This is a genomic window from Crassaminicella profunda, assembly GCF_019884785.1.
GTDB lineage: Bacteria > Bacillota > Clostridia > Peptostreptococcales > Thermotaleaceae > Crassaminicella > Crassaminicella profunda.
Genome location: NZ_CP082326.1, coordinates 2,883,216 through 2,909,213 on the forward strand (window position 1 = coordinate 2,883,216; position 25,998 = coordinate 2,909,213).

Sequence of the window (25,998 nt, forward strand, 5' to 3'; positions counted from 1 at the left end):
TGCCCCCCCTTGCAAAAACCACTTGCAAAATGCATGAATATTATGCATTTTGCAAGTGGTTTTTGTAACTAGACTATTTTTGCCAATTGTTATAATTTACATTCTAAAAATTATAGTAATCTATCATAAACTATGTTATTATTTGTTATAATTAGATATAGATAGGCAAAAATTATCTTCACTTGAAAAGCAAGTAGCTCCTCATAACCTAAAAGTTATACTTGCTTATATTTTTAATTCACCTCATATAGACAACATTTTTTTTTATGTTGTCTATGATTATTTGAGAAAGGCTGGGTGTTAAATGAATAATATTTGCAATGATTTCTTAGATAAGCTATATAATCCTGCAATTGTCTGCAATCATTCAGGCAAAATATTATATACAAATATCATACTAGACAATATCTTTAAATATATCCGTGTCAAAAAACCTAAAAACATTCAAAGTCTTGATCCTGATTTTGATTTTCAAAAGATAAAAAAGCACAAACCATTTATCCACACTCTTAAAATCAAGCATTTGAACTCTCGTGTAACTATTTATTCCTTTAAAGATAATAATAATGAAACAAACATACTTTATCTCTTTGATAAATCTATTCTAGATAACCCAACTATTGATCAAGTAATTGAGCATATTGATGAGGTTGTTGTGATTTTTAATGAATATGGGGTAATCGAAAAAATGAATCCACTCTGTGATGATATCCTTCCCTTTAGCCGCTCTGAAGTAATTGGAACCAGTATCTATGAAATTGCTAAAAAAGGTCTTGTAACTAACCCTATAATAATTGATATGTTAGAATCTAAGAAAAAACTATATAGAAATGTAACATATCCAAATGGTAAAGTAATTGCCTACACTGCTGTACCATTTTTTCGTTCTGACGGAGATTTAAAGGGAGGTGTATTAACAGGCAGAGATATTACCCGACTGATCAAGCTAGAAAACCAAATGAAATTCGATACTCCACAGCCAGAAACTACTGAATACATCAGCAAAAGTACAGTCATGGAAAATATTAAAAGAATTGTTATTCGAGCTGCTTCTTCTGATTCTTCTATTTTTATTAACGGTGAATCCGGTGTGGGAAAGGAAATTATTGCAAAAACAATTTATCGTTACAGTCAGAGAAGAGGAAAACCTTTTGTCGCCATTAACTGCGGCGCAATCCCTACTGAACTTATGGAATCTAAATTTTTTGGTTATGAAGAAGGTGCTTTTACTGGTGCTAAAAAAGGTGGTAAAAAAGGCTTACTAGAGGAAGCAAATGTCGGAACCGTATTTCTAGATGAAATTGGTGAATTACCTATGGAAATGCAAAAGAAACTTCTGCGTGTAATACAAGAAAATACCCTTACAAGAGTAGGATCCCATACACCAATGCGTGTAGATATCAGATATATTAGTGCCACCAATATTCCCTATGACGAATTACATGCCAATAAAAAATTTAGACAAGATTTATACTACCGACTCAGCGTCATTCCTGTAAAAATCCCTCCACTTAGAGATAGAAAAGAGGATATTCTACCGTTAATTGAATATTTTCTCAGATTTTATAACGAGAAGTATAATCGAGAATTGAAAATTTCTCCCACCGTCATGAATCTTCTTCACGAATATAATTGGCCGGGAAATATCCGAGAATTAAAAAATATGATAGAACGATTTGTAGTTCTCTCTACAAAAGATATAATTAGGGAGGATGAATTTAATATGCTCATTAATCTTGATACTATCAATGAGTCACCCTCAGCTAATCAATCTTCAGTAATAATTAACGGCTATACAAATCTAAATGAGGTATACCGTGTAGTAGATCAAATTATGATTTCAAAAGCTGTCCATAAATATGGTTCTATCAATAGAGCATCAAAAGAACTTGGAATAAACCAATCCACAATTCATAGAAAAATAAAAAACGGTCACATTCAACTGTAAAAAATACATAAGGGCCATTGAATTTCTTCAATCTGCCCTTTTCTTATCATATATTTTCTCTACTGTATTTGTTAGATTATAAATATATCTCATGGATTTTTCTGTGATATATTTACTGTTCTAATTTTGTCCAAAATTTATAATTACATTTTCTACTTTTTTCTATTATCATCCATCCTAATATATTCTTAATTAAAAGAAAAAAGAAAGATGCATTTTATACATCCTTCTTACTAAACCATCTGTTCAAATTCTTCTTCACTAATGACTTTTACACCAAGTTGATTAGCCTTTTCAAGCTTCGAGCCAGCCTCAGCTCCTGCTAATACATAGCTGGTCTTTTTACTTACACTTCCTGAAACCCTTCCTCCTAAGTTTTCTATTATTTTTTTTGCTTCGCTTCTCTTGTATTTTTCAAGGGTTCCCGTTAATACAAAGGTCAATCCTTCAAATTTCTTTTCTATATTTTCATCTTCTTCATCATTTTCCTTAAGAGACTGCATATTTACACCAACATCTCTTAGCTTTTCTACAATTTCAAGGTTTCTATCTTCTTTAAAAAAGGCTACAACACTCTCTGCCATTTTGTGTCCAATCTCAGGAACCGCCGTGATTTCTTCATCACTTGCTTTTATCAATCCATCTAGGCTTTTAAATTCATCTGCTAAAAGCTTTGCAGCTCTTGCTCCTACGAGTTTGATTCCTAAACCAAAAATAACTCGTTCTAAATCATTCTTTTTAGATTTTTCGATAGCATCTATTAAATTTTGAGCAGATTTTTCTCCCATCCTCTCTAAGGGAAGAAGATCTTCTTTTTTTAGATAATATAAATCTGCTGCATCCTTAATTAATTCATTTTCTAAAAGCAATGTAACGATAGACTCTCCAAGTCCATCAATATTCATGGCATCTCTAGATACAAAGTGAATCAGTCCCCTTCTCAATTGTGCAGGACAAGCAGCATTCATACATCTTGTAACAGCTTCCCCTTCTAATCGGAATGTTTCTTCTTTGCAAATAGGGCAAATGGTTGGCATTTCAAAAGGTTCTTCTTTTCCTGTTCGTTCATCAAATATTACTCTTACTACTGCTGGAATCACGTCTCCTGCCTTTTCAATGATCACCGTATCTCCAATACGAATATCCTTCTCTTTTATATAATCTTCATTATGTAATGTTGCTCGACTGATGACAGAACCTGCTACTCTTACAGGGTCAAGTTCTGCTGTTGGCGTTAAAGCTCCAGTCCTTCCTACCTGAACAACTATATTCTTCACCTTAGTCTTTTGCTGCTCTGCTGGGAATTTATAAGCAATAGCCCATCTTGGACTTTTAGATCTTGTTCCAAGCTTTTCTCTTTGCGTTAAATCATTTACTTTAATCACAAGACCATCTATTTCAAACCCTAGGCTACTTCTTTTTTCTGACCATTTTTCACATTGGTCTACAACTTCTTCTATACTTTTACAGACTTCATATATAGAAGTTTTAAAACCTAAGCTTTTCAGGTATTCAAAACCTTCTATATGCTTACTAATATTCATATTCTCCATTCTTTGAATGTTAAAAACAAATATATCTAAGTTTCTTTTCGCTGTTACTTTGGAATCAAGCTGTCTTAAAGAACCTGCTGCTGCATTTCTAGGATTTGCAAAAATAGTTCCTCCATTTTCTTCTTGTTTTCGATTTAATTTTACAAATGTTTCCCGGGAAATATAAACTTCTCCTCTTACTTCTATATCAATTTCTTCTTTTAGTTTCAATGGAATGGTCTTTACCGTACGCAAATTTTTCGTAATATCTTCTCCCACAATACCATTTCCACGAGTAGCTCCTTGTATGAATTTACCCTTTTCATATTTTAAATTTACAGACAATCCATCAATTTTAGGTTCTACAACATATTCTATTTTTTCTCCAATGCTTTTCCGAATACTTCGATCAAAATCTATTAGATCCTCTTTATTATAGGAATTGCTAAGACTTAACATAGGTACATTATGCTGTACCTGAGTAAATGATGACAAAGGCTCTCCTCCAACCCTCTGGGTTGGTGAATCCTCACGAGTCAACTCTGGAAACTGTTTTTCTAAATTGATTAGCTCATTAATCATCATATCATATTCATAATCTGTAATTTCAGGATGATCCAGTACATAGTACTTATAGTTGTGTTCATTAAGCAAATCCGTTAATTCATCAATTTTTTTGCGTGCTTCCTCCTTGTTCACGTGTATCCTCCTTCCACTATAATACCATAATAGGTGCATACTCCTTAACTAGTTTTTTAATCCCAGCGTTATTAAAAGCAATAGTAAGCTCTGTATCCCTTCCTTTTTGCTTCACTGAAATAATCGTACCTATTCCAAATTTATCATGTTTTATTTTACTACCAGGTTTTGCTTCCTTTGAGCCTGTAGCATTCGTACTCTTTTGCATAGTATTAGGAGTACTACTCATACTTACTCCTCTATAAATTCCTTGTGCTGGTGCTAAAGCCATTCGATCTCTTTTCATCATTTCTTCCTTATCTCGATCAATCAACTCGTCTGCTATTTCATCAATAAATCTAGACATAGGGTTATAATTCGTTCTTCCATATAGCATTCTCATTTTTGCATGAGTTAAATACAATATTTCTTCCGCTCTTGTAATCCCCACATAGCAAAGTCTTCTTTCTTCTTCTAAACCACTATCATCTTCTAAAGATCTTCCACTAGGGAAAATTCGCTCTTCCATTCCTACAAGGAATACAACAGGAAACTCTAGTCCCTTTGCACTATGTAGCGTCATAAGCACTACAGCATTATCTTCATCTTCCATTTTATCCAGATCTGATACCAATGAGATATTAGATAAAAATTCTTCTAAAGTTTTCACTTCACTTGATTTTTCAAAATCCATAGCAACAGATAAAAATTCTTGTAAGTTTTCAATTCTTGACTGAGCTTCTACCGTATCTTCTTTTTTCAGTTCATCCATATATCCTGATTCTTCTAATACATTCTTGATTAATTCCGTTACACTGATGGTTTCCTTCTCAAGTCCATATCTTGTAATCAGCATAACAAAATCTCTAATGCCTTTCTTTACTCTTCTTGAAAAACCATCTATCAATTCATCATCTAATAAAACACTAAACATACTCTCGCCTGTTTCATTGGCAGGTTCTTGTATTTTTTCAATGGTTCTAGCCCCTATTCCTCTTTTAGGAACATTCAAAACTCTTTTTAGACTTACATCATCTACAGGATTTTGAATCAAACGAAGATAAGCAACAAGGTCTTTGATTTCCTTTCGATCATAGAACTTTAACCCTCCATAAATACGATAAGGAATTCCTGCTTTCATGAGCATATCCTCAAGTACTCGAGATTGAGCATTGGTTCTATAAAGCATAGCAAATTCTGAGTAATTTCTTCCATCTGTATCCACCATATCTCTTATTTGCTTCACGACAAATTGAGCTTCATCGTGTTCATTGTTTGCACGATAATATCTTAATACATCTCCACTATTTTGTGATGTCCAAAGCTTTTTGCTCTTTCTTCCTCTATTATTTTTAATGACACAGTTTGCAGCATCTAATATATTTTGGGTAGAACGGTAATTTTGTTCTAGCTTGATGACTGTAGAATTTTTAAACTCTTTTTCAAAGTTTAAGATATTTCTTATGTCTGCCCCTCTCCAGCTGTAAATCGAATTATGAACAACAATTCCTTCACATATATATTGTCTTAAATGAGGAACTGATAAATCATATACATACCCCTCATAATCTTCAAAAACAACTTCTTCTATAAAATCTTCTACAATTTTTCCGTCTTCATATACAGCTACACTCATAGTAGGTTTCATGTGAGCTAAAGGCATATAATAAAAGCTCTTTCCCTCTGTTAATCTTGCTTTCTTTACAATTTCAATTGAATCATCTAATCCAGCTAAATCTCTTGCATAAAGATAAGCTTCATCGTATTCCTTTCTTTCCGTTTCTACTCTCCATGTATTTCTTTGTCCATCTCTTACAGGAAAATCTTTACTTATCTTTTCTTTTAAATCTTCCCCTGATGTATTAAAACCTATTCTGTGAGCATACCAACCTGCATCTGCTCCTGTTTTTCTTCCTCCAAAGGAAGTAACATTCACGATTCTTCTTATGGATTGACCACGAATCACTGCATTACATAAATGATGTGGATATTCTTCAAAAATACATAAATCATTCATCAATCCCACAGCAGCTTTTTCTGTATCAATTTCCTTAAAAATCTTATCTATATGCTCTTGAAATAGTGCCATTCTTCTTCCATTTCCATGAAATACAGTTGTTGGAATACCATATTTAAAAGCATATAATTGTTCATAATAAGAAGCTTCTTCTTTACTAAAGCATACCTTTAAAATCCACATCTTATCTGCATGCTCTTGATTCAGTCTTACAGCTAAGCCATTTGTAATCTCGCCTTTTCTACTTCGTACTCCTTGGGTTTGACCAATACGATATCCATATCCCTTCTTATACATTAAATAAACATAATGCACTCCTGGCTGTGGATTGAGTCTAGCAAATCCTATATGATTCGGTGTTCCTTTTATTTCTTTTCCTAACTTTGTTCTAATTTTTACAATAGCCCCTTTGTATTCCTTTTTCATTTTTTTCTCTACAGTACCAATCATAGTTTCAGCTTGTCCTGATGCACAAAGTACTTTATCATTCTCTTTCATTTCCTCTATAGAAACTTTTCCTGATTTTGTCTCTACTTTACAACCTTCTACAATACACTGATCATCATCCCCTACCACACAAAGGTTTCCATGCTTTGCCGCAAGCATAGAAATTAATTTATATTGTAATTGATTAGTATCCTGATACTCATCCACCATAATATATTGGAACTTGTTTTGATAATAGCCTAAAGTCACCTTATCCTTTTCAAATAATTCCACCGTCTTAAAAATCAAATCATCAAAATCTAACGCATTATTCTTCTTTAATTTTTTCTGATAAAGTCGATAGATTTTCCCAATAGTCTCCATTTGAAAATCCCCTGCATACTCTTTATCAAATTCTCTTGGTGTAAACATTTTGTCCTTCGCTTCACTAATACGGCTTAGTACCATAGGAATAGGATACAATTTATCATTAATATTTAACTCTTTATAACATTCCTTTATTACAACCTTTTGATCCGTTCCATCATAAATGACAAAATCACTTGTATAATCTATCTTATCAATATCTCTTCTTAAAATTCTTACACAAGATGAGTGAAAAGTACTCACCCATATATCCGTAAATCGTCCTAATAAATCCTCTACCCTATATTTCATCTCTTTAGCTGCTTTATTCGTAAAAGTGATAGCTAAAATATTTCCTGGGTAAACCCCTAGTTCTTCTATTAAGTATGCAATTCTATGAGTCAACACCCTTGTTTTTCCTGATCCGGCCCCTGCTAGTATCAGTAATGGTCCTTCTGTTTTTAAAACCGCCTCCCTTTGTGGAGGATTGAGCATGGATAAATCCATAAAAACTCTCCTTTCATTTGTATATATTTCTTAAGTTTTTTTATCTATTTGTAGCTTCTATAGTGTCTATCTTAAAACTTCCATAACAAACAGTATATCATATTTTTTGTTCTTTCTGTAGGGGAAGTCGAACGTTTGTTTTGCATAAAAATAACGCTAGGTTCTGTATATGAAATATACATTCTAGCGTTTCATCTTTATATGTTAAATTCCTAAGAAATCTTTTTATAATCAGCACGAAATTACCTCTTCAAACCTATACTATTTCATAGCTTGAGGGGTTTCTTTGTTCTTTCTCGTCACATACAATCCTATAAAAATAGTTATAGCTCCTATTAGCTGAACCCATCCAAAGGGTTCTTCTAAAACGATATATCCTGTAATAATAGCAAAAACAGGCTGAATATTGTTATATAAAGCTGTTTTCGTACTCCCTATTTTTTGTACTGCTAACACCCACAAAACATTACAAATACATACAGCAATGATCCCTGAATAAGCATTGCTAAGCCATCCTGCTAGAGGAATACTTATCCAATCCATAGCCATAATCTGAGGAGCTGAAACCATTGTAAATAGAATGGCTGTAATGGTTACAATATAAGCCATTATCAAGGAATTATTATACTTTTGAGCCATGTCCTTTGAAAAAACTGTAAAATATCCATATGCAATTTGGGCTATAAGTATCAACATGCCACCCTTCATATGATTTATAGTAAATCCAAAGGTTTTATTAGACCCCATAATAATTAAAACAACTCCTACTACAGAAAGAATAATCCCCATGACCATTTTATGATTGATTTTTTCTATTCCTAGTAAACGATTGATCAAGGCTACCGTTATGGGTAATGTTCCCAAAATCAAGGATGCATTTCCAGCAGTAGTCATATTTACACCGATTGTAAAGCATAGCTGAAAAATAAAAAATCCAAATAAACTTATTGTAAAGAGTCTTTTAAAATCCTTTGCTTCAATTTTCTCGTAAGAACCTGTGAATTTAACAATCATCCACGATGTTGCAACTGCAAAAAACATTCTTAAAGCATTATAAGGAACAGGTGGAATATGCACTAATCCTATTTTCATTATGGTAGGATTGATTCCCCAAAAAAATATTACTAATAGTAAAAGCCCTCTCATTTCCTACCCATCCTTTCTAATATTTTTTCAGCTATTGGTTTTTGATCTTCATTCATCATCTTATGATTTGTTTCATTGTATACTATAGCTTCGTAGTTTGCAACAAACATCTATACCTACTTCTATTCCCATTCAATAACATTTTTTTATATAAAAATAACGCTAGCTTTTGTATGTGTTGAATACATATATCTAGCGTTTTAATTCATTCTTTTGATTCCCAAAGGGAATTATATCTTTTTCTAATAATTCTATTGCAAACTTAAGATTAGGTGTTGATATTTTATTGTTTCAATTCCCAAAGGGAATTATATCTTTTTCTAATCTACCGTTTCGTTCCAGCAACCGCCATCAGCTTCCTTCAGTTTCAATTCCCAAAGGGAATTATATCTTTTTCTAATAAAGTTGAATTTTCTTTAAATGATTATCGAATAAGTCAGTTTCAATTCCCAAAGGGAATTATATCTTTTTCTAATGGCATAAGAAATACAATAGTGATAAATCCAAAATCAGAATGTTTCAATTCCCAAAGGGAATTATTTCTTCTTCTAATAGCACCCCTCTACACCTATTGATTTTACTAGCCTAAACTCTCAGTTTGCGAGGGTCTACTTTTTTTGTTGTTTTTCACATACTCATCTTACCAGAAAAACCACATACAATCAAGTATTTTCAACAATCGAGCGTCTCCCGTGTTTTTGACTACGCAAAGACCCTCGCAAAATGTATTATTTTATAGCTTCTATTTCTTCCTTACTTAGTCCTGTTGCTTTTGATATGATTTCTATTTCTACGTTCATTGCCAGTAAGTTTTTTGCTGTATTTATAATTCCTTCATTTATTCCTTCTTCACGTCCTTTATTTTCTGCTGTTTTGATTTCTGCTTTTCTTATTCTCATGGCTTTTAGTTCGTTTTCATACATTTCTCTTTCTTCATTATTTAGACTCATAACATCTAATTTTTCTGTTGCTTTCTTAACCGCCATATCCTGTGCTAGTTCTTTTGGTATAGTGTCTTTGTCAAATTCATAAGCTTTACTCAAGAAAGCTGTCCAGCGATCTAGTGCTGTTTTGATTTCTCCATAGTCTTTTTTGAATTTTGATATCTCTATGAAATGAATTTGAAGTAGATCTGTTAGTTTTTCTTTGCTTTTTTCATTATAGATTCTATATATATTGTGATAATCTTCTTCTTTTAGAAAATCAAAATCTAGTATATTAATCCCTATTGTCTTTTTTAATAAATCAAAATCTTCTCCACTCTCTATCTGATCTGAATATACCTTAGCCCAATAATATAATGCTCGTTTGTCATAAAAGCTTTGTTCTGCAATTTGCATTTCTATATCGTACCATATGTTTTTTTCATCTACTGCTTTTATGTCTAATATACTCATCTTTCCATTTCTATAGTTGGCTAGATTATATGGATTTTTCAGTTCTATATCTACAATTTGTTCATCTTTTGATAATACAGAATTGATAAAAGCAATCAGTATATCTTTGTTTTCTTCACTTCCAAATAATTTTTTGAAAACGAAATCTACTTTTGGGTTAAGTCTGCCCATAGTATTTTTCTCCTTTTAAAAAAATTTATTGTAATCATTTTATTAATCAGCCTATAAACAAATACTGTGGTTTACAAATATCTATAGTTGAAGATTTTTCATTTTCTAATATATTTAAATACTCATTGTACGTATAATCAATAGAATTTAATATTTCCCCTATGGTTAAATATGGATTTTTATTCTTATAATACACAATTACACCAAGTAAACTATTGTTATAATTATATAATCTTAAAGATTTATAATCCATATTTGCCATAGTTCTCTTTCCAGAATGTATTAAAACATTCCTTGCCCTATAAATTCTCACCAAATCATAGTATACTTCATCATGTTTGTTTTTAATATATTTCTTCCTGTATTTAACATCAGTTAGCAACTTTCCTATTTCACCTATATTTCTTTTAAGCACATCATTGAATTCAAATTCATCCAATAATGATTTACCTTTTTTTAGAATAAACTGAACAAGATTATTCAAATCATAATAATAATCATCATCTACTCTTTTACATTCTTTTATAAATTCTTCCACAATATCGATTTCATTACCTTTATAACAAAACAATCTACTCCAAAATACATTTAACTTATCTTTTATTGCATATAAACAAATTATTTTAGGAACTACCTCTTTTACTTTAGATATAATACTTACACCCTCATGAAATGTTAAAGAATATTCTAAAACTGACCACAAATTTATGAGTCTATTTTCCTTAAGTTGATCTTTTTGACCTTTTACTATGTTTATAGCTCTTTGAATATTAGCTATTTCATCTGATTTTATCAAAGTATTATATGCACTATCTCTATGCATTATAAAATCTTCTATATCTTGTCGTTCTCTATTTTCTATATTTGAAAATAATATTTTATTATCATATGACTGTATGCGTAATTTAGTATAATTACCCTCAGTCAACTTAACAATGCACTTATCTTTCAAAATTATTTTATCATTTGCTAATAAATAATTTATCATTTGAAAATATGAATCAAAAGCATTGACAATCACTTCTAATCCTTTATATATATCCATTGCATTCATTTCAATTCTAAAAATATCATCTTCCTTAGTATGTTGAATGTAATTTTTAACGTTTTTGTCATTTTCTTTATTTATTAATACTAATTTTCCATATTCTTCTTTAACTAACTTTATATTATAATCAATAAGCTGTTCTTCTTTAATCTTCTTATTTTTATCAAATACGCTCAAATAATATATATATCTATCTTTTCCCTTTTTTAATTTTTGAAATTCACCAATAATATTATCTATATTTTTATCATTAATTTCTTGACGCCCAACATTTTCATTATACCAAACATCAAGGTATTTTAACGAATATCCATCATATAATAATTCACTAATTAAAGCTTCTATCACTTTATCAATTTCAATATATTTATCTGACTGCATAGCTATATTAATTAGATGAGCATATATATTGTCTTTATTGAATTTTTTGACTAGCGATTTGCAGATTTTGTATATTTTTGTATATTTCAGAATCTTGTTTTGATCTCCTTTATCACTTAAATGTTCAATTTGATCAGTCAAAATTTTAATTTCTATTTTATAAATACCTTTTTCGAAAAAAATACTATTTTCACAAAAAAACTTTAATGCTTTTAACAAATCATTTCTAGCTCTCTCTAATTTTTCTTGTCCACTATTGTTATTGATTTCTTTATAAATTTCTATGTAATCGCATAAAATTTCTCTTATGCTTGGCATATAGTTTTGAGCTAATATTTTATTATCATTCATAACATATTTTTTGAACCCAAATATAAAATATTTTTTCGCCGAAAATTTTTTATCCATATCATACCTCACAATCTCATCTGTTTCTCTCTTGACATAATCATAACATATGTTATAATTAGTTTAAAGTATATGAATATGCATGAATATCAATGAAAAAACATATTTATTGTATATTATATATATAATTGCATATATTATTATAGAAAATAGTGAGTGCCTCTCTCTTCGAAATGGGTTACTATGGTAATTCCCCCGAAGATGATAGCACTCTTAATTTTTGTCAGTTACTTCATCACCAATACATTTTTCCCTTCAAAGGCTATTCCAAGCTCTATTATTTCTTTGATTCCTCTATCCTCTAGCTCTTTTTTATATTCCTTATCTCTTATTTGCTTTAATGCGTTTTTTGCTGCTATTTCTAGTGTTTCTTGATCATCATGATCTACCTTTTTAAACTCTATGATTATACCTATTTTATTTTGATCCTTTGGAATTAAAGCCACATCATATCTTCCGTAGCCACTTTCTCTATTTGATTTCACTTCATAATTATCCCAAAGGGCTATAAGCATTCCTAGTACAAAAGCATGATATACTTTTTCGCTTTCATGTCCACCTGTATCAAAATAGCTAACACTACTTAGTACAAATTCCTTTAGAATCTTTCCAAATGTTTTTATATCTCCCTTTACTAAGCTTTTTAGCATATAATCAAATTTTTCCGTGTTTACACTTTCACTAAACCAAGACATAACTATTTCTTCGTATAAGTATTTTACTTCTAAATTTGGAATTCTTAAATGACAATAGGTTTTTCCTCGTTTAAACTCCTCATGAACCACCTTTAAGTATCCACTAAAAAGTAAAAAGCTCCATACATTTTCTGAATCCTTATTTACATCCTTCATGACTATATCTTCATTGATAGGTTTTACGATATCTTTTCCTTTGATTAAATCCTCAAGCTCTATTTTTACCGTTTGACCACCCTTAGAATTCCCGTAAGCACTCCTTAATATTTTAGCAATAAAGTCAAAGTCTAAACCATTATTTACACACATCCACCCATATACCTTTTGTTACCTCTTCTAATTGTTCAATAGTTGTCTTCACTGCTGAATTGGGTGATCCTCCAGCAGGATAAACATAGTCAAATTCTTTTAAAGATTCATCCAAATAAATAGCTAAGGGATTTTCAAGACCAAAAGGGCATACCCCTCCTACTGGATGTCCAGTAATCTCTAATACTTCATCCGCTTTTAGCATTTTTGCTTTTGCATTGAAATAGTCTTTATATTTTCTATTATCAATCCTCGCATTTCCTTTTGAAATAATTAATATCTCATGATCCTTTACTCTAAAAGCCATCGTTTTTGCTATTCTATTAGGTTCTACACCAATTGCCTCAGCAGCAAGCTCTACTGTTGCACTACTATGATTTAGCTCAAGTACCTCTAGATTTAATTTTTGTTCTTGAAATTGCTTTCTCACACTTTCAATACTCATTTTAAAACCTCCTTTTAATCATATTTTCATCTGTATTGGTCAATTCATTATTTTCTTTATGTCTCTTTGTCATATATAATCCTATAAAGATGGTTATCGCTCCTATGAACTGAATAAATCCAAAGGGTTCACCAAGAACAATATATCCTGTTATAATAGCAAAAATAGGCTGTATATTATTGTACAAAGATGTTTTTGTACTCCCTATTTTCTGCACAGCAAATACCCACAAAACATTCCCTATGCATATAGCAAATATACCTGAATATGCATTACTTAACCATCCAGCAATAGGAATGTTTATCCAATTCGTAGAAATAATACTTTTAAAAGATACTACTGTAAATAAAATTGCTGTAATACTTACAATAATAGCTGTCACTAAAGAGTTAGAATACTTTTTTGCTACTTCCTTTGAAAATACTGTGAAGTACCCATATGCAATCTGTGCAATCAATAATAACATGCCACCCTTTATATGATTTTTCGATAATCCAAATGCTTTATTTGAACCCATGATAATTAAGACTACACCAAAGACTGAAAGAATAATCCCTAAGACCATTTTATAGTTGATCTTCTCTGTTCCCAAAAACTTATTAATCAAAGCTACCGTTATAGGTAATGTTCCTAAAATTAAAGATGCATTCCCTGCGGTAGTCATATTCACTCCCATAGTAAAACACAGCTGAAAGATAAAAAATCCAAATAAACTTATAAAAAATAGCTTTTTAAAATCTTCCCTTTCAATTTTTTCATAAGAACCACACACCATAACAATGATCCATGATGTAATTACTGCAAAGAACATCCTCAGAGCATTATAAGGAACTGGTGGTATATGTACTAATCCTATTTTCATAATTGTAGGATTTATTCCCCAAAGGAATGTAACAAATAATAGGATAGCATCCATATAAATCGCCTCCTCTCTTCAGTGCCCGTCAATTTAGTTGTTTAGTTTTTATATTCTTCTTTCACTTATGCTTTTCCATTCCAATCAATATTGTAATTGCTTCCATTGTATATTGTAATTTCTTTATTTGCAATAATCATTAACGCCTGTTTGTTTAATTATTTAATTCTATAACTAAACAAACAGGCACTTTTAAAAATCATTTTAAGATATCTTTCATCTCATCAAATGATACTTCAAGAAAAAGTGGCCCTATTGCATGAGGTGTATATACTCCTTCTTGATAATATACAACTAAACGATTCTCTGTCAGATAAAATCCCTGATTTTCTTCTATTCCTTTGTACTCGTCAAAAAGTTTAAAATCTAATTCATTTACTTTTTCATTTAATACATTATTTAATCTATTTTTATAATCAATATCTTGTCTAAACAAATGCTTTATGCCTAATAATTCTCCAGTTTTCAAATCAAATGTCACAGCATCTATATGGCTAGTAGGATGAGTGGCTCCTTCCATGTATGCAATATTTGAAAATTTTATACTTAATTGTCTTTTTGTTTTTCTAGTTATTTCATAATCTCCTTGTAACGTTTCCTTAAATGCTTCATCATCTGTTTCAATAGGTTCATCATAAACGCCCATTCTTTCTACTATCATCTTATTACTCTTATTCTCTACTTCTTTGTTTGCCATATTTATGATAACAGGATATTTTATTGTTACTTCCATATTTTTAGTTTTTTCAGTATATGTTTTTGTTACTAGATCATATCCAATATCTTTATCCTTTAATTCTTTATGTTTATTATCACCAAATGTACTCTTTTCAAAGGTATTATGAACCTCTTCTTGTTCATCATTTGCTTCTTGTTCTTTTCTACATCCTGTAAACATACTACTTATAATCATTATACTTAAAACTAGAGTTACTATCTTTCTACACATTTTAAACCTCCTAATAGTACCTTTCCATTCAGTTGTTTAGTTTTTATATCGTTCCTTCAAATTATACACTCCTGTTTTTTTCATAGAAATACGTAATCCAATTTGTTCCATTGTCTATTATAATATTGTTGCAAAAAAATTACCTCTTATCATTATAATAATAAGAGGTTGATTTTATTCATAACTGAATAACTAAACTAACGGCATCTTTATTTGCCTTCATCATCTCCTACACCTTTTAATGTAGGTCTATCTGATCCTGCTTTCATTTCCCAAGTGTATGTAAAATCCCAACCATGACTACTTGCTTTGAAATCATTCACCGTAATATCGGAACCATCTAATTTATTACTCCCTTTGTCAAGAGTTTCTTTAGGATTTTCTCCTATCTGGATTAACATGTTGACATTAGCATAATTGTTAATAAGTTTGCCATTATTTTGATCTGTAATTCTACCTACATAGCTATTCCCATTGACACCAGAATTAAAAGCAATTGCATTTTCTATTGTAGCCCACTCATTAAATCCCAACAAGCCTCCTACATGCTTATTTCCTGTTACGTCTCCTGTGGCATAGCTGTTTTTTATTATACTATCAAAACTAAGACCACCTGCTAAACCTCCTACATTCGTTTCTCCTTTAACAGTGCCTATTGCATAGGTATTTTCTATTGTACCGATATAACTATTCCCTACTAAACCACCTACATCAGATTTTCCTGTAACATTTACTGTTGCATAGCTATTTTTTATAGTGCCAAGATAGTTACGCCCGATTAAACCTCCTACAGAACCACTTTTTCCTGTAACTACCCCTGTTACATAACTATTTTCTACTATACTTTCTTTTTCTTTATTATATCCTACTAAACCCCCTACATTACCGCGTCCTGAAACATTTACATTTACTAAACCTAATTTACATATTTTTGAAGGTTTCTGTGTAGCACTAAATAATCCTATAGAACTCATATCGTTTCTATTGATATACAAATTCTTAATAGTATGACCATCCCCATCAAAGGTTCCTTTAAAATATCCTCCTATAGGCTTAAACCCTTTTCCAGTATCACTATCATCCGCTTTTGTTAATGCATCTTTTAGCTTTTCATCTGTTTTTCCATTCTCATCTATATCAAACAAATCTTTACCATCTGGATTTTTATAGCTAGAATCTTTTGTGAAGTCAAGGTCTCTCTCTAACCTATAATACTTATCTAATCCATAATCTTTAATACCATCAACACCCGTTCCTCTACCTATGGCTATTATATCCTCAATGCTTTGAACTATAAATGGATCACTTTTTATTCCAAAACCTTGTATTTGTGGTTGTTTGACTGTTATAGTAAATTTATTACTTACACTACTTATACTTATTGTAACCTCTTTATCATCTAAGCTCAAAATTTTACCATTCACTGGTACAGTTGTTATGCCTTTTTCTTCAAATTTATCAAAAGATACATCTTCAGTACTATGATCACTCTTGCTAATTGTCACTACAATACTGCTAAGGTCAAGGCTATTCCCTACTCCATAAACGGTTTTCGGCTCTGTTTTAACTTCTATTTTAGTAATGGTTAATGTACTTGTCTCTATTGATTTATATACTGACTTATTTCCTTCTTCGTCTTCTACAATTGCATTAAAGTAATAAGTCGTACCTGATTCTAATCCTGTTATAAGTTTTGTATTTATATTCGATTCATACTCTCCTACTGGTGTTGCTTTTTCTATATTTTCTATACTATCTAAATTATTTTCTTTAGAATAATATACAAGATACTTAAGTGCTGAAGCTTCCGTTTTATTATCACTCGCTTTGTCCCAGCTTAATGTTATGCTGTTTTCTTTTGCATCGCTTGCTATTAATATTTTATTACTTATAGTTGGCTTCGTAGTATCCTTCACCGGTACGATAACTATGCCATCATCATCTCCCACATTTTTTATAGTTGGTCTATTTGCACCTTCTTTGATTTCCCAAATATTTTCAAAATCCCAATTAGATAAAGGTTGACGGTTTTGATCTTTAATTAAATCAATATCTTCTCCCCAAAGTTTCGTATCTGTTCCTGCTGTCTTTATTACTCCATTTTCTTTCACTATCATATTTTCATAAGCATAATTTTTTCCATAATTTTCATAATTCACACCTTCATATTTAAAGCCTATAATACGATTTACAGATCCTTCAGTTCCTTGAACACCATTAATATTAAAAGCTATACTATTAACAATACTAATTGTATTCGTCTCTCCATAATCCCCATCTACATAGCCTACCAAACCACCTACTTTTCTTTTACCCGCTACTGCACCTAAAGCATAGGCATTTTCGATGACTGCATAATTTCTTATACATCCTACCAATCCACCTACACAATCTGCCATATTATTCACATTTCCTACTGCATAACAGTTCGTCATATTCACATAAAATAATTCTCCTGCAAAACCACCTACGTTTATTTTATTATATACTTCACTATTAACATCAGTATTTTCAAGTACCTCTACATCAGCATAGCAACTGTCAAATCTGGTTATCTTATTAGAATTATTATCTGTTGCCATTCCTATGAAACCACCTACAAACTTACTCCCCTTCACTTCTCCAGTAACATAGTTCCTCATAAAATATGTTGGATGAGCTCCATCATATAGATTACTCTCGCCCACAAAACCACCTACATTTTCTCTACCAATAACAGTTACATTTTCTGCAGCACAATCACTAATGACATAATCATCAAATAACTGCCCTATAAATCCACCTATGCTATAACCTGTAGTAGCTTTTACAACAATATCTTTCACCCTACTATTTGTTACATTACCTACACTACAACCTACAAGACCACCAATACGGTTTTTTATCCCTTCTATACTTGAATTTTCTGTAACCATACACTTCTCTATTGACCCTTTATTCTCACCTACAAGACCACCAATATATGAATCTCCTAATAGCTTTACATTCTTTACAATACAATCCCTTATAGTTGAGTCCTCATTGTCTCCTACAAGACCTCCTACATGCTTGATCTTTTCATTTAATATACTTATATTTTCTATTGTACAATCTTCTATTTTACTATTTTTTGCTATACCACTGATTCCACCTATATAACTTGTTCTGCTTCCTTCCATTGCCAAAGGTGTAATACTTGCATTTTTAATGATACAATTTTTAACTTGAGTATCTGTCATTCTTCCTGCTAATATCCCTGAAATTGAAGAACATTTTATGTCTGCATATTCTATGGTTATATCCTTTATACAAGCTCCTTCTTCAAGAATTAAAAACAAACCTTGCATTTCACTATCTCTATCTATATATAAGTTTTTTATCGCAAAATTATTTCCATCAAAGCCACCTGATAAACCACTACTAAAATCTATTCCCAGCTCTAAACTTACCATATTTATTACTCGTTCATCAGACCATCCAGATATATCTATATTCTCTGACAATAGCTTCTTTAATATAGTTATAACTTCTTCATCTGTAGACTCCTCAGTAATTAAACCATCAAATCCTCCAAATTCTTCTATACAGCATTTTTTTATTTTATTTACCTTTTCACTTTCACTTTGAGTAGCTACCTTCTTAATAGGATTCCAGCCATTACTTGTTATTAATTCTACCTTTAATCCTTCAGTCTTTCCATCTCCATTGATGTCTCCAAAATATTTTGTATTTGGATCATTATAACTAGCATCATCATTAAAATCCAAACGATTCATCAATATATAATGCTTATCTACTCCCCATTCTTCACTAGTTTGAGGATTGATTCGTCCAATACTTGCTAGATCTTCAATCTTATATATTGTATATGGATTTTCTTTTGTTCCTAATCCTAAATTTGGTTTTGTTTCTATGCTTATTTTAGATACTTCATCAGTTACATTTCCTACTTCATCCTCTGCTGCTAAATAAATATTATATGTCTTTCCTTCTTCAAGACCAATAATTGCTTCATCCTTTACAATTGCTTTATTGTTACTTGCTATCACTGTAATATTGTTATAATCTACTCCAGCCTTTACTTGTTCTACAGTTGGTTTGGCACTTTTATCTTCTACTACTATATAATAAATAGTTGAAGGTTCATTAGTCTCTATATTAAGCTTTAATTCTCCTTTATTGTCTCCTAAATTTACTTCTTTTTTTGTAAATACAGGTGCTGTTGTATCTATTTCTGATACTTTTATTGTTTTTACACTATTTTGTTTGTTATTATAATAATCTACTGCTGTTAAGTATATATTATAAGTTTTTCCTGATTGTATTCCACTATTGTATACTTTTTTTACTACTGTATTTTCTTCTATATCATAGCTATTTCCTATGCTTATTAAATCATCTACTGTAAAATCCTTATCATATACCTCTTGGTATACAGTATAATATACTGTTGATTTTTCATTTACTTTTGTAAATAGTTCTATTTCTAATTCGCTACTTTTCATTGTTGCAAAAGGATAACCCGTTGCCCATTCTGGTGCTTTTGTATCAGTTTCTATTTTTTCTTTTGCTGTTGCTTTTTTACTTACTATACTTGATAAATTTCCTTTATGATCTTCTACTACTAAATAAATTGTATAGTTTTGTCCTTCTTCTAAGTTTTCTATTACTTTTTCAAATTCATCATCTATTTTTGTTACTTCTATCTTATTATTTTTATTCTTTATCTCTATTGAATTTTTTGGTGCTACATCCCCTTCTTTTACTACTATGTAGTATACAGTTCCCACTTCGTCTAACTTTATTGTTACTTTTATCTCTCCATCATGATTTCCTGTTTCTGCTATTGCCTTTATAAATTTTGGTGCTGTTGTATCTTTATTGCTATTGTCATGACTACTACCACTACTGCTATGATTTTTATGATGTCTACTTTGTTTATTTGTATCATCATCTTCATGACTCATATCTTTATCATCTATTTTTACTGTACCTGCATTATTATCTACTTCTACATAATTTGGTCTTTTTTCTATATTTACATTTTTACTTTTAATTTCTGCTTTATTGATCGTTCCTTGCCCTTTTATTTCTAGCTTTTCTTTTGCTTCTAGATTTTTTATTTGACTTCCCTTTTCTGTATGTACTTTTGTATCTTTTTCTATGATTAATTTTTCTACCTTTGTTCCTTTTCCTAAATCTAAATTTGTTTTTCCTTTTGTATCAATTTCTTTTATTTTTGTATCTCCTGATACTTTTATACTTGTATCTGCTTGTGTTTTTATTTTTTCTATATTTGTTTTTCCTTCTATTATTACCTTTGCTTTTGATTTTGTTTTTATTTCTCCTACATTGCTATGTCCTGTTATATCCACTTCTGGTTCATTCTTTACTTTTGTAATGATTATCTTTTCTACTTCTACATCTTCTAGCTTTATAGGATTTTTAACCGTTCCTCCTGATACATCTATTTGTCCTTTTATCTTAGTATTTTTAATAGTGACATTGCCACGAACCCCTGGTGCTATGTAAATATCTCCATTTATTTGTTTGTTTTCTATAATAATATTTGGGTTTATGATTGTAACTTTTGTAACACTCGGTGGCATATTGTCTATATCTTCTTGACTAGTTACAATATAACCCAACATATTTTCTACGATGGTCATGATTTCTGCTCTGTTGATTATACCCTTTGGTTTAAAGGTTTCATCTTCATATCCACTCACAAATCCCATTTGTGAAAAACTCTCTATTTTTTCTTTTTCCTCTTCATCCACATTTTCTAAATCTTTGAATCCTTTCTTCTCTATTACGTTTCTTTCTTCTTCCACATCTAATATAAGACTCATCATATTTACTACATCTTCTCTACTAGCTAATTCTTCTGGTCTAGCTTCTAAGTCTTTTATGTATCCATAATATTTTGCTTTTGCTGTTTCCTTTGCATACCATTCTTTTCCTACTACATCTTCAAAATTTTTATTAGCTCCTGTCTTTAGTCCAAAATATTTATTAACTAAAGTAATAAGTTCTGACCTTTTCATTTGTTGATCTGGCTTAAAAGTCCCATCTGGATAACCACTAAGCATCCCCATTTTGTGATGCTTTTTTATAGTTTTTTCTGCCCAGTGATTCTCTATATCACTAAACTCTTGATAATTTGTGTTTTCATTAGCATAACCCATAAACGTCGTTGGCAAAATTAAGCTAATGATTAAAAGAATTGATAATAATTTTTTCATTTTTTCCTCCTCCTAGCTGCAAAAAAAAAATAAATTACTGTTTCTTTTTTGATAATTTTATCATAATTTACCATATTCTAATCTAAAGAAATCTTAAAGATTAAAAAAATAATAAAAAGGCTATCCCATTATTTTGAGACAACCCTTTACCTTTCATTATTTTATAATTTTCACCCCATCTTCACCTGGAAACCACATAACTGTTGCTCCAAGCTTTTCAGATACATATCTTAGAGGTACTAATGTTCTATTATTGCTAATAGTTGCAGAGGTATCAAAGCCTTCTATAGGCTTACCAATTACCATACTGAATATTTTTCCTTCATAGTTGATGACAATAGTTTTTGATTTTTCTATCCACTTGACATCTGCTCCTAAATTCTCTGCTACAAATCTTATTGGTATCATTGTTCTATTGTTAATAATTTTTGGCTCTACGTCATTCATCTTTGATCTATGATTTATAGCCCCTTCTAATTTATCAATCATTAAATCGATTTCTAGTAAATTTCTTGCTTTGACAACACTACATAAATCAGGTCGATCTGTATAATACGTAAAAGTTTTTGTATTTTTATCATAAATACCACCTAATTTTACTGGTATCACATTTCCTTTTTCATCCTTTTCGTATCGAACTCCTGTTAAATTCTTAAAATCATCTTCCGTTAAATCTTGATTAGATAAATCTATAGTTACTTTTACTGGTTCAAAGAAATAATTGATTTCTTTGTTTTTATTCGTTTTTGTATTTTTCATTTGTGCTGCTACATCAAATATACCACTTCCTATAGACTCTAATCCTTTTTCTTTTAATACTTTATTATTTTCTATCTTTTCTATTTCTTGCTTTGATAAAGCACCTACTTTTAAGATTAGTTTTTCATCTTTATTTTCTAGTGATTTTTGCAAAGCATTTGTTTGTAATGTCTTTGGTGCAAAATCTAATTGAATTCCTCTATTTTCTATTGTCCACCCTTTCTTTTCTTTCTCTAATGCTTTTATAATAGCTAGTGTAATTTCAACTTTACCCTCTTTTTCATTTTCAAGAAAAATAATAGCCTTTTTATTAGATATCATAGATTTGTCTAATGCCTGATCTCCTATTGTTTTAATATCATCTTTTTTGAAATATGTTTTTTCAGACTCCTGCTCTTGATTATTGTTATTACTTGAATGTTTATTATTAGAACTACTTCCACTGTCTTTAGGCTTTTCATCTTTTTTGATAGTTACAATAAACTCTTTTATCTCCTCTAAATTTCCCTTTTTTATAGTAGCTACTAATGTTATAGTTACATCTCCTATATTATATGCAGGCCTTGTTACTTCTCCTGTTTTTATATTTATATATTCTGTAGAATCTGTACTCCAAGTAATATTTGTGTTATTAACACCATTTTTAGGAAGTACTAAGTTCTTTGTAATATTTTTTGAATTATTATTCTCTCCTAAAATACTATTTTCCTTTAAAGCTTCCTTAGCTTGAATAATCATTTCTTTATCTGTTACTGGCAATTTTAGTACTTTTATCTTAAATGTTTTTTGATCTTTTGTATCATTTTTATAAACACTAGCTATGACTGTAACATCTACATCTCCTATTGTAAAGCTTGGTCTATAAACTACTCCTGTAACTGTTACATAGTCTGTATTGCTACTTGTCCAAGAAATAAAGGTTTCATTACTTCCTTTTTTAATGAATTTCATGTCTTTTGTTACTGATTCTTTATTGTCTCCATCTGCATATATAATTTGAATTCCTTCTTTTGCCTGTGATACAGCTTCTTCATCTGTTGCTGGTAGGCTTAATATTTTCAGTTCAAAAGTCTTTACATCTTTTTCATCATTTTTATAAACATTTGCTGTAACTGTAACATCTACATTTCCTTTAGTAAAGCTCGGTCTATAAACTGCTCCTGTTACGCTTACATAGTCTTCATTGCTACTCTCCCAAGAAATAAAGGTTTTATTGCTTCCTTTTGCAGAAAAAATCATATCTTTTGTTACTGATTCTTTATGATCTCCATCTGCATAAATAATCTGAAGTTCTTCTTTCGCCTCTGCAACAGCTTCTTGATCTGTTGCTGATAGCTTTAATATTTTCAGTTCAAAGGTCTTTGTAGTTTTAACACCATTTTTATCAATAGTTGCTGTAACTGTAATATTAACATCTCCAGTTGTGAATGATGGTCTTTTTACAACTCCATTTTCACTTACATAATCTACGTCACTAGATTTCCAAGAAATATTTGTTCCATTATCTCCATTAGTAGGTAATGTAATATTTTTTGTTACATGCTCTTTATCATTTTCTACTCCAAAACCAATATCTAATACATTTTTGTCTATTTCTATAGAATCTTCATCTGACATAGCATTAAGAATTATATTATTTGAAGTTAGATCTGTATTTCCTAAAGACTCTATATATTCATCAGATGTACAAGTTACTGTTAAATTTATATTATTTTCAAAATTATTTGTCCTGTTTCCTTTAAGTGTAATCTTTGCTTGGGTCTCATTCACTCTATTTATACTATCTATGCTAACCCCTTCTGGTAAATTATTTATTTTCCAATTATTCTTTGTTAAAGAATTTACAAAATTTCCACCTGTTATATTTACTGTAATAATTTCTCCATCTTCCCTTCCTTCTGTGATCTTTCCATCATCTGTAATGATTATACTTTCTATATCATTATTCGCTGTTATAGTCATATTTTCTGTTGTTAATGAAGTATCTCCAGCTAATTGATTTGCATCTACAGTTATATTGAAATTTGTGATATTACTATCAAAATCCTTATGATCATAATCAAGAACTATCTTTGCGTGAGTATTATCTTCTTTTGTGATATTGCTAATAATTAATCCTATTGGTGCATTATTTAAAGTAAACTTTTCTTCATCTAATATAGGTGCAAATACATCCCCTGAGAGGGTTAACGTTATGTTTTTTCCTTTTAGATTTTCTTCTATTAAACCTTCATCTACTACTGCTGTTGCTTTTCTCTCAATAGTTGTAAAGCTTACTTGAGCTCCATAACTCATCCCTACTGCATTTTTAGCATATGCTCTTACATAATATGTAGTATTTTTAGTTAGTCCAGTAAGGTTTGTTGTAAAAGTTCCTGTACCAGCTCCTACGGCTACTTTTGTATCAGCTATAGTTGGATTTGTATGAGTTGCATATACAACCCCTCTATCTACTACCTCTACTCCTCCATGATCTATAACATTTCCTCCTACTTTTGATGTTGTTGGAGTAATATCTGTAGCAGTATCTGTAATCACTGTTGGTGAATTTGCTTTAACAACCTTTCTAATCCTGTAATTATAAGTATCTGCTGTATAAATATTTCCATCATTATCTACATCTATTCCATATGTACCATTAAACTTAGCTTCTGTTGCAGCCCCTCCATCTCCTGAATATCCATATTCACCATTTCCCGCTACTGTAGTAATAATGCCACTCGTATCAACCTTTCTTATACGTCTTGCACCATTATCAGAAATATAAATATTCCCATTATGATCTACTGCTAAATCCAAAATAAAATTTAATTTAGCTCCTGTAGCAGCTTCTCCATCTCCTGAATATCCTACTTCACCAGTTCCTGCTACTGTAGTAATAATGCCACTCGTATTAACCTTTCTAATACGGCGATTTATACTATCCGCTATATAAATAATATTCCCATCATTATCTACTGCCACTCCATATGGTCTATTCAATGTAGCTTCTGTAGCTAAACCATTATCTCCTAAATCTCCATAGCTGCTCCCTTTTCCTGCTACTGTGCTTATTTTTCCATTTTTATCAATTTTTCTAATACGATGGTTAGATGAATCTGCTATATAAATATTACTATGACTATCTACTGCTATTCCACTAGGACTGTTGAATTTGGCTTCTGTTGCATTTCCTCCATCTCCTAGATATCCGCTTTCACCAGTTCCTGCTATTGTAGTAATTATTCCACTCGTATTAATCTTTCTAATACAATTATTCCCTCTATCAGATATATAGACATTTCCATCATAATCTATAGCTACTGCATAAGGACTATTTAATTTAGCTTCTGTTGCAAGTCCATTATCTCCTGAATATCCACTTTCACCAGTTCCTGCTACTGTAGTGATTATTCCACTCGTATTAACCTTTCTAATACAATTCGAATCTATATCAACAATGTAAATATTTCCATAACTATCTACTGCCACTCCAATAGGCTCATCTAATTTGGCAGCTGTAGCTAAACCCCCATCTCCTGAATATCCACTCCAACCCGTTCCTGCTACTGTATCAATAATACTCATACCTTCTGCATATGCAGTTGTATCTTCATTCATATAGAAGTTTGGTACACCTCCTATCATTACTAATACAAGTAAAAATGTCATTGTTTTTTTCAATATTTTATACATT

12 protein-coding genes and 1 pseudogene are annotated in these 25,998 nt (G+C 30.7%); 1 reads left to right on the plus strand and 12 read right to left on the minus strand.

Features of this window, described 5'->3' with window-relative positions:
• The first annotated feature begins 304 nt into the window (after window positions 1–304).
• Window positions 305–1,948 carry a sigma-54 interaction domain-containing protein gene (locus K7H06_RS13640; protein ID WP_223036590.1) on the plus strand — a complete coding sequence of 548 codons (1,644 nt, stop codon included), beginning with the start codon at window positions 305–307 and terminating at the stop codon, window positions 1,946–1,948.
• 233 nt (window positions 1,949–2,181) lie between these two features.
• Here the strand turns inward: K7H06_RS13640 and ligA are convergent, their stop codons facing one another.
• From ligA to K7H06_RS13695, 12 genes and pseudogenes are all read right to left on the minus strand, one after another.
• The gene (gene ligA, locus K7H06_RS13645; protein ID WP_484795920.1) at window positions 2,182–4,179 is read right to left on the minus strand and encodes an NAD-dependent DNA ligase LigA; all 1,998 of its coding nucleotides are present in this window, start codon (window positions 4,177–4,179) and stop codon (window positions 2,182–2,184) included.
• Between the two features lie 16 nt (window positions 4,180–4,195).
• A complete protein-coding gene (locus K7H06_RS13650) occupies window positions 4,196–6,673 on the minus strand; it encodes a 3'-5' exonuclease (protein ID WP_246637707.1) in 2,478 nt (825 codons plus the stop codon).
• 45 nt (window positions 6,674–6,718) lie between these two features.
• Window positions 6,719–7,474: pseudogene (locus tag K7H06_RS21230) on the minus strand (ATP-dependent helicase); the annotation flags it as partial.
• Between the two features lie 261 nt (window positions 7,475–7,735).
• A complete protein-coding gene (locus tag K7H06_RS13655; protein ID WP_223036593.1) occupies window positions 7,736–8,620 on the minus strand; it encodes a DMT family transporter in 885 nt (294 codons plus the stop codon).
• A gap of 728 nt (window positions 8,621–9,348) precedes the next feature.
• Window positions 9,349–10,188, minus strand: coding sequence for an Rpn family recombination-promoting nuclease/putative transposase (locus K7H06_RS13660; protein ID WP_223036594.1), 840 nt, complete (start codon window positions 10,186–10,188; stop codon window positions 9,349–9,351).
• Window positions 10,189–10,234: 46 nt separating this feature from the next.
• Window positions 10,235–12,025 carry a hypothetical protein gene (locus K7H06_RS13665; protein WP_223036595.1) on the minus strand — a complete coding sequence of 597 codons (1,791 nt, stop codon included), beginning with the start codon at window positions 12,023–12,025 and terminating at the stop codon, window positions 10,235–10,237.
• 227 nt (window positions 12,026–12,252) lie between these two features.
• Window positions 12,253–13,029 carry a PD-(D/E)XK nuclease domain-containing protein gene (locus tag K7H06_RS13670; protein ID WP_223036596.1) on the minus strand — a complete coding sequence of 259 codons (777 nt, stop codon included), beginning with the start codon at window positions 13,027–13,029 and terminating at the stop codon, window positions 12,253–12,255.
• Window positions 13,016–13,474, minus strand: coding sequence for a YbaK/EbsC family protein (locus K7H06_RS13675; protein WP_223036597.1), 459 nt, complete (start codon window positions 13,472–13,474; stop codon window positions 13,016–13,018). Before K7H06_RS13675 ends, K7H06_RS13670 begins: the two co-directional genes overlap by 14 nt.
• Window position 13,475: 1 nt before the next feature.
• Window positions 13,476–14,390: a DMT family transporter gene (locus tag K7H06_RS13680; RefSeq protein WP_223036598.1), complete on the minus strand. Its 915-nt coding sequence runs from the start codon at window positions 14,388–14,390 to the stop codon at window positions 13,476–13,478.
• Window positions 14,391–14,589: 199 nt separating this feature from the next.
• A complete protein-coding gene (locus K7H06_RS13685; RefSeq protein ID WP_223036599.1) occupies window positions 14,590–15,339 on the minus strand; it encodes a DUF3298 and DUF4163 domain-containing protein in 750 nt (249 codons plus the stop codon).
• 209 nt (window positions 15,340–15,548) lie between these two features.
• Window positions 15,549–21,563 (minus strand): GLUG motif-containing protein, encoded by a 6,015-nt coding sequence (locus K7H06_RS13690; protein WP_223036600.1) that lies wholly within the window; start codon window positions 21,561–21,563, stop codon window positions 15,549–15,551.
• A gap of 156 nt (window positions 21,564–21,719) precedes the next feature.
• Window positions 21,720–25,997 carry an immunoglobulin-like domain-containing protein gene (locus tag K7H06_RS13695; RefSeq protein WP_223036601.1) on the minus strand — a complete coding sequence of 1,426 codons (4,278 nt, stop codon included), beginning with the start codon at window positions 25,995–25,997 and terminating at the stop codon, window positions 21,720–21,722.
• Window position 25,998: the final 1 nt, after the last annotated feature.